At 45.1% G+C, this 12032-nt stretch carries 11 protein-coding genes; 5 read left to right on the forward strand and 6 right to left on the reverse strand.

Annotated elements, in window-relative coordinates; translation table 11 throughout:
• Positions 1 to 4: 4 nt before the first annotated feature.
• On the reverse strand, positions 5 to 208 hold the full coding sequence (rpmI, locus tag H6G40_RS08935) for a 50S ribosomal protein L35 (protein WP_002755041.1): 204 nt from the start codon (positions 206 to 208) through the stop codon (positions 5 to 7).
• 210 nt (positions 209 to 418) lie between these two features.
• On the opposite strand from rpmI, the gene H6G40_RS08940 reads away from it, so the two are divergent.
• The gene (locus H6G40_RS08940; RefSeq protein ID WP_123231072.1) at positions 419 to 1594 is read left to right on the forward strand and encodes a transaldolase; all 1176 of its coding nucleotides are present in this window, start codon (positions 419 to 421) and stop codon (positions 1592 to 1594) included.
• Positions 1595 to 1716: 122 nt separating this feature from the next.
• Here H6G40_RS08940 and prfA read toward each other — a convergent pair whose 3' ends face one another.
• Together prfA and H6G40_RS23930 are read right to left on the reverse strand one after the other, a co-directional pair.
• On the reverse strand, positions 1717 to 2817 hold the full coding sequence (gene prfA / locus H6G40_RS08945) for a peptide chain release factor 1 (RefSeq protein ID WP_002755037.1): 1101 nt from the start codon (positions 2815 to 2817) through the stop codon (positions 1717 to 1719).
• Positions 2778 to 2972 (reverse strand): hypothetical protein, encoded by a 195-nt coding sequence (locus H6G40_RS23930; RefSeq protein ID WP_081330909.1) that lies wholly within the window; start codon positions 2970 to 2972, stop codon positions 2778 to 2780. Before H6G40_RS23930 ends, prfA begins: the two co-directional genes overlap by 40 nt.
• A gap of 392 nt (positions 2973 to 3364) precedes the next feature.
• Between H6G40_RS23930 and H6G40_RS08950 the strand changes: the two genes are divergently transcribed.
• Positions 3365 to 5518, forward strand: a complete 2154-nt coding sequence (locus H6G40_RS08950; protein WP_002755036.1) for a polyribonucleotide nucleotidyltransferase — start codon at positions 3365 to 3367, stop codon at positions 5516 to 5518.
• 136 nt (positions 5519 to 5654) lie between these two features.
• On the opposite strand, the gene rpsN is transcribed toward H6G40_RS08950, so the two are convergent.
• Positions 5655 to 5957, reverse strand: coding sequence for a 30S ribosomal protein S14 (gene rpsN / locus H6G40_RS08955; protein WP_002740009.1), 303 nt, complete (start codon positions 5955 to 5957; stop codon positions 5655 to 5657).
• A gap of 120 nt (positions 5958 to 6077) precedes the next feature.
• On the opposite strand from rpsN, the gene H6G40_RS08960 reads away from it, so the two are divergent.
• Positions 6078 to 6617 (forward strand): NUDIX hydrolase, encoded by a 540-nt coding sequence (locus H6G40_RS08960; protein ID WP_002739488.1) that lies wholly within the window; start codon positions 6078 to 6080, stop codon positions 6615 to 6617.
• Here the strand turns inward: H6G40_RS08960 and H6G40_RS08965 are convergent.
• Positions 6610 to 6792: a hypothetical protein gene (locus H6G40_RS08965; protein WP_002739991.1), complete on the reverse strand. Its 183-nt coding sequence runs from the start codon at positions 6790 to 6792 to the stop codon at positions 6610 to 6612. The two genes, H6G40_RS08960 and H6G40_RS08965, sit on opposite strands and share 8 nt — an antisense overlap.
• A gap of 186 nt (positions 6793 to 6978) precedes the next feature.
• Here H6G40_RS08965 and H6G40_RS08970 point away from each other — a divergent pair, with 186 nt between their 5' ends.
• Both H6G40_RS08970 and H6G40_RS08975 read left to right on the forward strand, forming a co-directional pair.
• Positions 6979 to 9204, forward strand: coding sequence for a glycosyltransferase (locus H6G40_RS08970; protein WP_123231069.1), 2226 nt, complete (start codon positions 6979 to 6981; stop codon positions 9202 to 9204).
• A 288-nt stretch (positions 9205 to 9492) separates the two neighbouring features.
• Positions 9493 to 11061 carry a hypothetical protein gene (locus H6G40_RS08975; protein ID WP_069475390.1) on the forward strand — a complete coding sequence of 523 codons (1569 nt, stop codon included), beginning with the start codon at positions 9493 to 9495 and terminating at the stop codon, positions 11059 to 11061.
• A gap of 6 nt (positions 11062 to 11067) precedes the next feature.
• Here the strand turns inward: H6G40_RS08975 and H6G40_RS08980 are convergent, their stop codons facing one another.
• Complete coding sequence (locus H6G40_RS08980; protein WP_002739986.1) at positions 11068 to 11814, reverse strand: DUF4079 domain-containing protein; 747 nt, start codon at positions 11812 to 11814, stop codon at positions 11068 to 11070.
• Positions 11815 to 12032: the final 218 nt, after the last annotated feature.

Here is a 12032-nt window from a genome sequence, read left to right on the forward strand (position 1 = left end):
AAATTTACAAATAGGGCAACATTAAGCGCACTTCCTTCTCGTCGCGCTCGTTTACCAGGGTAATCTGGGACAAACGACGGCGCTTGCGTTCGGCACTTTTATGATCGAGTAGGTGATTTTTGAAGGCTTTGCGACGTTTGATTTTTTTGCCGCTTCCCGTGGCCTCGAATCGTTTGGCCGCCGCCTTTCGCGTTTTTAGCTTGGGCATAAACTCCCTTTTATTAAATCGACACAATCAATAATACTATCACAAATAGAGGACTTTAGGCAAGGAGTGGCCAAAAGATTCCCCGGCTCATCCTTACTTTGGCCAGGTCTGTACTTGGGAATTAAATCAATCGGGAATTTTTCCCCTGCCTCTTGATCGAATCGCTAAGATCCAGATAATGTCTCGCGTTAACACGCATCTGGAGAAGTTATGGCTAAAACCCTACTAGAACAATTACGCCAATTTACAGTGGTTGTTGCCGATACCGGCGATATCCAAGCGATCGAAGCTTTTACCCCCCAAGATACCACCACTAACCCCTCCCTGATCACGGCCGCGGCCCAAATGCCCCAATATCAGCCGATTGTCGATCAAACCCTACAAGCGGCCAGAAAAGAATTAGGAGAGCAGGCCACCCCAGAAGATGTGGCCAAATTAGCTTTTGATCGCCTAGCGATCGGTTTTGGTCTGCAAATCCTGCAAATCGTCCCCGGCCGCGTCTCCACCGAAGTGGATGCTCGTCTTTCCTACGATACCCAAGCTACCATCGACAAGGCCCGTTATCTCATTTCCCAGTATGAACAAGCGGGTATCTCTAGAGAAAGAGTCTTAATTAAAATTGCCTCGACTTGGGAAGGGATTAAAGCCGCAGAAGTCCTCGAAAAAGAGGGTATTCACTGTAATTTAACCCTATTATTCGGTTTTCACCAGGCGATCGCCTGTGCGGAAGCGGGAGTAACCTTAATTTCTCCCTTTGTCGGTCGGATTCTCGATTGGTATAAAAAAGAAACCGGTAAAGACTACGTTGGCGCTGAAGATCCCGGAGTCCAATCCGTTACCCAGATCTATAACTACTATAAAAAGTTTGGCTATAAAACCGAAGTTATGGGGGCAAGTTTCCGCAATATCGGCGAAATTTGCGAGTTAGCCGGCTGTGATCTTTTAACCATTTCCCCGAAACTTCTCGAGCAATTGCAAGAGACAGAAGCCGATTTACCCCGTAAGCTCGATCCAGACCAGGCTGCAACCCTTGATATTGTCAAAATTACCGTGGATAAAGCGACTTTTGAGAAAATGCACGCCGAAGATGCCATGGCTTCCGAAAAACTAACGGAAGGTATTCAAGGTTTTACCAAAGCTTTAGAATTATTGGAACAATTGCTGATTCAACGTTTAACCCAGTTGGAAGGTCAGTCAACCCTAGAACACGCCGCCGAAGATATTTTCCGAGTCTATGATCATGATGGGGATGGTTTCATCACCCGGGAAGAATGGGCGGGAACCGATGCGGTATTCGATGCGATCGATATTAACCATGATGGGAAAATTTCTCCCGATGAGATCGCTGTCGGTTTGGGTGCGGCTTTTCGTTTAGTGGAAGCTTAGAATTAGTCGTGAGTTGAAGGAACCGGCATCAGTCCCCACCCGCACTCACCCCCACCAGTGGGGAAAGTGCCGGAAGTGGGGAGCTTTTTACTGTTCACTGGTAACTGATCACTGATCACTGATTAAGCTGTCTCTTGGGCAGCGGCTAATTCCTCCAGTTTTCCCTGTTGATCCTTGGCGATACAGGATTGAATCACCTCTTCGATATCGCCATCTAAAATGCGATCAAGGGAAAAATTCTCATTTAAGCGATGATCGGTGAGACGATTATCCTTATAGTTATAGGTGCGAATTTTTTCCGAACGGGAACCGGTTCCCACCTGAGAGCGCCGCATGGAACTGACTGCTTCCTGTTGTTCCTGTAACTTTATATCGTACAATTTCGCCCGGAGAATCTGCATAGCTCGTTCCCGGTTTTGCAATTGCGAGCGCTCTTCGGTGCAGAAAACCCGGATTCCCGTGGGTTTATGGATTAAATCGACGGCAGTTTCCACTTTATTGACATTTTGACCGCCTGCACCCCCCGATCTAGCCGTGGTTAACTCAATATCCTTGGGATCGATATGCACTTCCACATCGTCCACTTCTGGCATAATTGCCACGGTAGCAGTGGAAGTGTGGACGCGACCACTTGCTTCCGTCAGAGGAACCCGCTGCACCCGATGGACTCCCGCCTCAAATTTCAGCTTACTATAGACGTTATCGCCTTTAATCTCTAAAATTGCCTCTTTAAATCCCCCCATATCCGCCGGAGATTCACTCAAAAGGCTAACTTTCCATTTTTGAGTTTCGGCATATTTTGAGTACAAACGCACTAAATCTCCCGCCCAAATACTGGCCTCATCACCTCCGGTCCCGGCGCGAATTTCCAGCATGATATTCTTTTCATCGAGGGGATCCCGGGGCAGCAGCAGAATTGTTAATTGGTCTTCCAAAGTGGCGATTTTTGCCTCTAATTCTGCCACTTCTAGGGCGGCCATTTCGCGTAATTCGGGATCGCTGGCGGATTCTTTGAAGATTTGTTTCGCACCGATTAAATCCTCTTGACTTTTTTGCCAAATTTCGTAGGTGTTGACCGTTTCCTCTAGGGAAGCGCGGGATTTGGCCAGACGATGCAATTCACCCGGATTACTGGTGACATCGGGATCCGCTAGACGACGGGTTAATTCTGTGTAGGTCTGTTCTACAGATTGCAGTTTGTTGAGTAAATAACTTTCAGCCATAATCGATAATAAATAGGGTTAAACAGGGTTAATTGGAAGATAACCCGCAAATTCTCCGGATTAAAAGCGTCTGAGAGATAATAGAGACGCAATCCTTTTAATTGTCTTAATTTTCTTTGTCTGGAGTTCTTCGAGCTAGGAAAAATCCCGCTCAACTGCTGACAGTCAGTCAGTTTTGCTAATACTTAGAAATATTTTTAGGCCAGCAAGCGGCAAGGGAAGACATTTTTTTCTTAACCAGATTATTCCTATATCTGAAGCTATCATTTTTTGGCAGGTTTGAGCAAGTAGTGTTAAATCCTGTTTAAAAGTGGGGTGTGGGGTGTGGGGAGTGGGGAGTGGGGTGTGGGGAGTAGGGTGTGGGGTGTGGGGAGATGGGAGCAGGGAGCAGGGAGAAAAAAGCTGATAACTGATAACTGATCACTGATAACTGATAACTGATCACTGATCACTGATCACTGAATACTAAACCTGTCGGAAAGGGGGACAAAAAATGCTAGGATGGCGACAGCACAGAGAAAAGTGAAAGAAAGGAATATAGCTTTACATGGAAGAGTTTGACAAGTCAATATCCTTTGATGGCAGGGATATTCGACTAAAAATAGGGCTTTTAGCCCCCCAAGCTGGCGGTAGTGTTCTGATCCAATCGGGAGAAACGGCGGTTTTAGTGACAGCAACCACAGCCAAAGCCAGAGAAGGAGTAGATTTCCTGCCCTTAACCGTTGATTACGAAGAAAGATTATACGCCGCCGGGCGCATCCCGGGAGGATTTTTGCGTCGTGAAGGTCGTCCCCCGGAAAAAGCAATTCTGACCGGTCGTTTGATTGATCGCCCCCTGCGGCCCCTCTTCCCCAATTGGATGCGGGATGATATTCAGGTGGTCGCTACGACCCTCTCAATGGATGAGGAGGTACCCCCGGATGTTTTGGCCGTTACCGGGGCTTCTGTGGCGGTTTTGTTGGCAGGTATTCCCTTCCAAGGACCGATGGCAGCGGTGCGCGTCGGTTTACTGGGGGATGAATTTATCATCAATCCCACCTACAAAGAAATCCATAACGGAGAATTGGATTTAGTGGTGGCCGGTAGTCCTGAAGGGGTGGTGATGATCGAAGCGGGAGCCAATCAGTTACCGGAACGGGATATTATTGAGGCGATCGATTTTGGTTATGAAGCAGTGCGCGACCTGATCACCGCTCAACGGGAATTGATCGATCAGTTGGGTATTCCCCTCGTCACCCGAGAAGCACCAGTAGTAAACGAAACCGTGCAGAATTTCCTGAGAGAACAAGCTAAAGAGGAAATTAAACAGATTCTCTGTCAGTTTACCCTCAGCAAAACCGAACGGGATGAGAAATTAGAGGCGATCGAAAATCGGATCAAGGAAACTATAACCGCTCTCCCCGACGAAGATACCTTAAAAGCTCCAACTCTGGAAGAGCCGAAGTTAATCGGTAATCTCTTTAAGGATCTGACCAAAAAACTGATGCGTGCCCAAATTATCGAGGATGGGGTGCGGGTTGATGGTCGCAAACTGGACGAAGTACGGCCGATTTCTTGCCGGGTGGGAGTTTTACCCCGTCGGGTTCACGGTAGCGGTTTGTTTAATCGCGGTTTAACCCAGGTGCTTTCGATCGCCACCCTTGGCACCCCCGGTGATGCTCAGGATTTGGGGGACGATCTCCATCCCGAAGATGAAAAACGCTATCTTCATCACTACAATTTCCCACCCTTTTCCGTCGGTGAAACCCGTCCCATGCGTTCTCCCGGCCGTCGAGAAATCGGTCACGGTGCTTTAGCGGAAAGGGCGATCGTGCCTGTCCTTCCCCCCCAGGAGGAATTTCCCTATGTGCTGCGGGTGGTGTCGGAAGTCCTCTCTTCTAATGGTTCCACCTCCATGGGTTCCGTGTGCGGTTCCACCCTAGCGCTGATGGATGCCGGTGTTCCCCTGAAAAAACCCGTTAGCGGTGCGGCCATGGGTTTAATTAAAGAAGGGGAAGAAGTGCGGATTTTGACCGATATTCAGGGTATTGAGGATTTTCTGGGAGATATGGACTTTAAGGTGGCTGGTACTGATTCTGGCATCACCGCTCTCCAGATGGATATGAAAATCCCCGGTTTAACCATGGAAGTGGTGGCCAAGGCGATCGAACAAGCTTTACCGGCCCGCAAACATATCCTCGAGAAGATGTTAGCGACCCTAGAAAAACCCCGCACGGAATTATCTCCCCACGCACCCCGGTTATTGACGATCAAGATCGATCCGGATCTGATCGGGTTAGTCATCGGGCCAGGTGGTAAGACGGTTAAAGGGATTACTGAACAGACCGGCACGAAAATCGATATCGATGACGATGGGACTGTGACTATTTCCTCCACCGATGGGGAACAGGCCGAAAAAGCTAAACGACTGATCTACAATATGACCCGCAAACTCAATGAGGGTGAGGTCTATCTCGGTCGCGTGACTCGCATTATCCAAATCGGCGCTTTTGTGGAAGTTTTGCCGGGGAAAGAGGGAATGATCCATATTTCCCAATTGGCCGAGGGACGCGTCGGTAAGGTCGAAGATGAAGTGGCCGTGGGGGATGAGGTGTTAGTCAAGGTACGCGAGATCGATAGTAAAGGTCGTCTCAATCTCACTCGTCTCGGTATTCATCCCGATGAGGCCGCTGCTGCCCGTAAGGCTGCTACTGTAGTCTAGGTGAATTTTTTGTTCATGGTTAACTCTCGATCGCTCGATCGAGAGTTTTTTTTATCGAAAAAATTGCCTAAAAACGGCAATAGAGACGCAAAAACCACGCCTCTATCCCGGTATTTTCCCTAGATATTGTTTCTGACTACCAGCTAGACTTGACCACACCGGGTAAAAGACCTTGGTGGGCCCATTCGCGTAAAACGTTGCGGGATAAACCAAAATCGCGATAGTATCCTCTAGGTCTGCCGGTCGTTAAACAACGGTTACGGTGACGACTAGGAGCGCTATTGCGGGGTAATTCCTGTAATTTTTGGTGAATTGCCAGTTTTTCTTCAAAATCTTCGGCGGTGCGGAATTGTTCTTTTAGTTCCGCTCTTTTAGCTTCGTATTTTTGTCTGAGACGAGCGCGTTTTTTCTCGCGTTCTACCATCGATTTTTTTGCCATGGGGTTTCTCGAAAAAGATTTAACCTGTAAAGACAGCATTTCCTATTATAACCTGAAACACCGGTGACAAAGGTGACATTTGTTGATATTAATTCTGAAAGTCCTAGTTGAAAATTTTCTATGTCTGAATCGCCTCAATTGCTCCAACAACGTCTTTTTTATCAAGGTCGGGTCTTTCAATTTGAAGTCTCGAAACTGCGTTTACCTAACGGTGTCGAGGGAGAATGGGAATGTGTGCGTCATCCAGGGGGTGCTTTAGCAGTTCCAATCACCAAGGAAGGTCAATTAGTTTTAGTACGTCAGTATCGATTTAGTTTGCAAGCTCGAATTCTGGAATTTCCCGCCGGAACGATTGATGAAGGAGAAGACCCCGCTACGACGGTAAAACGAGAATTAGAGGAAGAAGCGGGCTATCGGGCCCATAATTGGCAATCTTTGGGTAAATTTGCCCTGGCACCGGGTTATTCCGATGAATATATCTATGCTTTTCTGGCGCAAGATCTGGAAAAATTAAGCTTGCCCCCCGCTCAAGATGCCGATGAGGATATAGAAGTGGTTTTTATGAGTTTTGAGGAAATGGAATCAGCGATCGCCAGGGGAGAATCGATCGATGCTAAAACTATTACTAGCTTCTATCTGGCCCGTTTAGCTCTTAGTTAATCTTTTCAATCACCGTTTGTCCTAGTTGAATCAACTCAAAACCGATAAAAAGGCTTAAAATCACAGTGACAGCCTGATTAAGTAGGGGTATATTGCCTTTGCCTAGAACAGAAGCGACGAATTTGACCACAACCAAAACGAGAGCGCTAACAACGGCGATTTTGACGGCTATCATAGACTAATTTTTCCTCACGGTTAACCGAATTATACTATTTCCAGACTTTTTCTGGCTAGTTTCATCTTGGGTTTGATACAAAATTTAGCATTTTGGTGGAGAGCGCTCCTGTCATTGCCAAAAATGCCCGGTTTTTTGTTAAGAATTGTAAAATGTAGTTAGATTTATTTGATCAGAAGAGGATTCATGTCTAACCAAGAATCGATTTTTCCATTCCCTCAAAAACCAGTGTATTCCTCCCCATTCAAGTCGATTTTAGCGATAATATCAGTTATCTTAATTATGTTAGCAGTGATCGGCGGACTAATGATGATCAGTTTATCATTATCTTGGCCAGAACACAATATTTATCGATTACTCCTTGGTTTAGTAGAAGATTTTTTTAATCCCTTTGCTTGGATTAAAGTTCCCACGGTTGCTCATAGCTATCAATTATTATTACCCACGGTTATTCTGCTAATTTTTACGCAGTTAATCATGTTCTTGTCTCCGCATCCGCAAGTTTGGTCAAGATTAGTCATTATTTCTATCACCCTCGCTATTACCCTGCGCTATCTAATCTGGAGGATTCTGGAAACCTTAAATCTTTCTACTGCTCTCAATGGCTTTTTTAGTTTACTACTTTTAGGCATTGAGATGATAGTTTTAAGTAGTAGCATAATTCAGTTAGTTTTAGTCTTAACCACGAAAGATAGACGCAAAGAAGCTGATTTTTATAGCCAAGCAGTGATCAATAAACAGTATTTGCCCACGGTAGATATTTTGATTCCCACCTATAATGAGCCAGCGTTCATTTTAAAAAGAACTATTATCGGTTGTCAAGCCCTTAATTATCCTCATAAAAATATTTATATTCTCGATGATACCCAGAGGTCAGAAATTTATGAATTAGCAGAAAAATTAAATTGTCATTATCTGACTCGTGAGGATAGAAAAAATGCTAAAGCAGGTAATTTAAACCATGCTCTCAAACAAACCCAAGGTGAATTAGTGGTGGTTTTTGATGCAGATTTTATTCCTTGTCAGAACTTTCTAGAAAGAACTGTTGGCTGGTTTCAAAACCCAAAAATTGCCTTAGTGCAAACTCCCCAAAGCTTTTATAATGCCGATCCTATCGCCCATAACTTAGGTTTAGAAAATATCGTTACTCCCGACGAAGAATTATTTTATCGTCATATCCAACCAGCTAAAGATGGTGTGGGTAGTCCTGTTTGTGCTGGCACTTCTTTTATTGTCAGAAGAAAAGCCTTAGAGGAAGTGGGATATTTTAATATAGAATCTATTAGTGAAGACTATTTCACTGGGATTGCTATCTCTGCCAAAGGTTATGAAGTTATTTACTTAAATGAAAAACTCAGTGCTGGTTTATCTGCTGAAAGTTTATCAGCTTATTTACTGCAAAGATTGCGCTGGGCAAGGGGAACTTTACAGGCATTTTTTATCAAAGCTAATCCCCTAAAAATTGCGGGATTAACTCTACCTCAAAGATTGGCACACTTAGAAGGAATATTATTTTGGTTTTCTCCCTTAGCTCGTTTATTTTCTTTGCTTATTCCTCTCCTTTATACCTTTGGATATATCGTACCTTTGAACATTACCATCAATGAGACAATATATATCTTTTTACCCTACATGATGCTGCAGTTAGCCACTTATCACTGGTTAAATTCTCGCTCGCGCTCAATTGTTTTTTCTGAGGTACTATCGATGATTATTTGTGTACCTACATCCCTAACAGTTCTCCATGTTCTTTGGAAACCCTTTGACAAAGGATTTCAGGTGACACCCAAGGGAATTGCTCGCCAAAATTATCAATATAATTGGCACTTATCCTACCCATTGCTGTTTTTTCTCACCATTACCTTAATTAGTATTTTCTTTAATTTACACCATCATAATTATCAAGAAAGTCCCCTAAATTTTGGCTTAATTTTGGCTATATATAACGTGGTTATTATCATGACTGCTCTGGTGGCTTTATTGGAAGCTCCCCTCACCCTAGAAACTGAATACCAAGTGTTGGAATCTCCTGTTAAATTGATAACAGAATCGGATATAATTATACAGGGCAATCTGAAAAAACTTTCGGAAATAGGAGCAGAAATTAACCTAAGGGAACCCATCTACTCAGAAAAATTACTCCTAGATATTTTAGGCGAAGATTTGCGCCTATATGCTCATCTAGTCAATCTAGAAAAACGAGGCAAAATCTGGCAAGCAGCCCTTAAATTCCAGCCACTTACCCTATCAGAGCAGAGAAAGCTAATTACTTTTTTATTCTGTCGTCCCCAGCGCTGGCAACCGAAAAATACGGCAGGAGAATTACAATCCCTTTGGTTGTTAATTATCAGCTTTTGTCGGGGTATAAGCTTGATTTGGCGGGCATTTTTGAATGGAAAAACAGCCCTTTAGTTAAGTCAAAAGTCGAAAATAATTATCAAAAAACTATTGGCTGACCATCCTATCAACTGATCTTTGTCTGTGATTTTAATCACAGTGCTATCCCTGTATTATCACAGTTGTCACTTGACCAAAAATTGATTAGTAGTTAGGTGTTAAAAAATGTCAGATACACCCCTTAATAAGGGAGAATCTGCCCCCCCCCTTATCAAGGGGGGCAGGGGGGGTCCATCTTCAATTTAATTATAACCAGCTACTTGTTATTATAATAAAAGTAACCATTCTTAGATGGACTGGCTTATGAAAAATCGTTTATACCTTCACCTGATGGCTAATAGGGAAAAAGGGTTTGCCTTGCCTCTTGCCGTGTTGATTGGACTTATCCTCATGGTGACAGGAATAACTATGATGATGCGCGCCCAAGGAGACCAATCGAAAGTAATTGCCCAAAAAGCCCGGGCTGATGCTTTAAGAAGTTCCGAAGCTGGGGTAACGCGGGTGCAGGATTTACTTAATAGCGTTCGAGTTATGGCAACGGTTGATAGTAATTGTGATTCCGGCGATTGTTGGGAGAGGGCCGAAGTGGTTACTAATCTCAGTCCCAATTTACAAAGAGATTTAAAAGAATTAGACATTGCTACCACCTGTGCTGATCCCAGTCGTAATAACGAAATTGAGAACAAAATCCTCGCACCCACAGAACAACGAGCAGTAAATCCAGGATTAAGCGATTTGGCTAGTGGTCAATGGTTTGATCTCGGTAATAATCGTTATTATCGCGTGGATCGCGTGGTTGGATACAATTTTACCCCAAGCTCTGACCCCAATATTTTGGGTTGGGGAGTTCTCACCCTAGAAGGACGTTCTCGCACCAGTGCCGAAACAGACCTAACTAATACTGATATCGATAGAGATAGTGGCGATAATGCCGCCTCGCGTAACCGCGTGGTGGTAACTATCCCGATTCTGCCTTCCCGTCCCCTCGCATTCACTCGTACCACGGTTCCCGCTTTGTGGGTGAGCGAGGGAGCCATGGTAAGTGGCGAAGATAGTGCTGACTTTCAAGGGGATGTGGTGAACCTAGAATGTGATGTTAAGAGGAATGACATTAAACAGCCCACCCCTGCACTCAATCCCCCCTACAAAGCGCAATTTATTGATAACACTATTGTGCCTTTCCCCAATTTACCGGAGCCTCCCACCAGCCCTCCCCCTCCCCTTGGTCAGCAAAACCTGGCACTTACCAGTTCTGAAACTTTTCCCCGACTGGGAGACACCCCATCTCCTAACGGAGTGTACGAGTATATCGTTGATAAGATCGAATTGGGTAGTAGCCAGAGGATTACCATTACTCCAGGGCAACGGGTAGTTTTCTATGTTAAAGGTAATATTGATGGTGCGATCGAACACGACTGCAGCGGCGTTATCCCACCTACGGTTTGTAAACCGGGCAATCTACAAATTTATGCCGATGGCTCAGGTTCCACCGCGCCGCAAGTTTGTCTAAGAGTCGGTCCAAACCAAAGACTAGAAGCGTTTATCTTTGCTCCTGACTATTCCCTCGGTAAAAGCGGTAACGGTGCTTTCGTCGGTGCTGCCTGGGGTAAAAATTGGGGCAAAAATTCAGGCTGTGTCTCAGGTAACAATGCTGTTGCTGTAACCCAAGGGGTAGAATGGACTGAATTAATCACAAACCTGAAACCCGATGACAGTGACTTAGATGAAGCGGCGAGGTATTTGCCCCAACTTGGTAAGATTGCCAATTGGTGTGAGGAACCCATACCGGACGATGGTGATACCCCCACGGAGCCATCTAAGTGTGTACCCACTTTCCCAACTCCTTCACCCTCTCCCTCTCCCAGTCCCTAAAAAAGTTTAACTTATCGGGTTGATGAGGGGGGTTGAGGATTTCGGTTCAGGACAGGTTTTATTGGTGAAATCACAGCGATAAATTGCCGGTTTTTGCCAACTGAGGGGAATTTCCAGCAAATCCCTCGAACCGGTCATGGCTTGTCCCAGAAAGAGAGCCAGAGCGATACAATTGAGAATTGTATGGGCGATGCGCCAACGATGGGAACGGTCTTTATAGATATCTTCAACAATGGCCAGAGAGAAAATCATCAGTAATGATGCGGCCATGCCGATATAGTAGTGGGACCAGTACCATTGGGCCGAGAGTCGCCAGACCCCATCCTGAGAACCGATAATAATTAAACCGATGCCGGTCAAGGTGGCAAAAATTCCGCGCCAGAGAGCTTGTCTAGCGCGGTAGAGACAGACCAAAGAGGCAATGGTGACAAAAAACATCAAAATCACAAAAAAGGCCTGAAAGGAGTCTAATTTTCCGTCTTTTTGTTTATCGACAAAACCATTAAAACCGTAAACGACCGAGTAAGCTAGTGCTAACAGGTTAACCCCTACCACTGTACCCGTTAACCAGCGGCCTAAGCGTAGATGTTCTGGCCCGACCACTGGCGGAATTTTACTTTTATTTCCTGCAGCGGTTTCTAAGCGACGTTGACGGGTTTGCCAAGCAAAGTTAACTACGAGGCCGATAATGGGGAAAACGACCACTATCGCTAGGACAGGATGAATGAGAGCCAGAAAATCGACGAATTGCATATAAATATCCCGAAAATAGTCAGCAGAAAATCTTCAATAGTTGACAAGCTATAGCCTTGTTTTTTTTAGCTTATCGCAGATATCAGGAGGCAAAAGGCAAAAGGCAAAAGGCAATAGGCAAAAGGCAAAGGGCAGCTTTATTCTCCCCACACCCCACACCCCACACCCCACACCCCACACACCTTTAGCTAATAGCTGCAAACCAGAGATTGTCCACT

It is taken from the genome of Microcystis viridis FACHB-1342, assembly GCF_014698335.1.
GTDB classification, from domain to species: Bacteria; Cyanobacteriota; Cyanobacteriia; order Cyanobacteriales; family Microcystaceae; genus Microcystis; species Microcystis ichthyoblabe_A.

Bases quoted from the DNA above. Each gene is read 5' to 3' on its own strand.
- rpmI (WP_002755041.1), bottom strand. From the start codon at position 208: ATGCCCAAGCTAAAAACGCGAAAGGCGGCGGCCAAACGATTCGAGGCC.
- H6G40_RS08940 (WP_123231072.1), top strand. From the start codon at position 419: ATGGCTAAAACCCTACTAGAACAATTACGCCAATTTACAGTGGTTGTT.
- prfA (WP_002755037.1), bottom strand. From the start codon at position 2,817: ATGGCTGAAAGTTATTTACTCAACAAACTGCAATCTGTAGAACAGACC.
- H6G40_RS08950 (WP_002755036.1), top strand. From the start codon at position 3,365: ATGGAAGAGTTTGACAAGTCAATATCCTTTGATGGCAGGGATATTCGA.
- rpsN (WP_002740009.1), bottom strand. From the start codon at position 5,957: ATGGCAAAAAAATCGATGGTAGAACGCGAGAAAAAACGCGCTCGTCTC.
- H6G40_RS08960 (WP_002739488.1), top strand. From the start codon at position 6,078: ATGTCTGAATCGCCTCAATTGCTCCAACAACGTCTTTTTTATCAAGGT.
- H6G40_RS08965 (WP_002739991.1), bottom strand. From the start codon at position 6,792: ATGATAGCCGTCAAAATCGCCGTTGTTAGCGCTCTCGTTTTGGTTGTG.
- H6G40_RS08970 (WP_123231069.1), top strand. From the start codon at position 6,979: ATGTCTAACCAAGAATCGATTTTTCCATTCCCTCAAAAACCAGTGTAT.
- H6G40_RS08975 (WP_069475390.1), top strand. From the start codon at position 9,493: ATGAAAAATCGTTTATACCTTCACCTGATGGCTAATAGGGAAAAAGGG.
- H6G40_RS08980 (WP_002739986.1), bottom strand. From the start codon at position 11,814: ATGCAATTCGTCGATTTTCTGGCTCTCATTCATCCTGTCCTAGCGATA.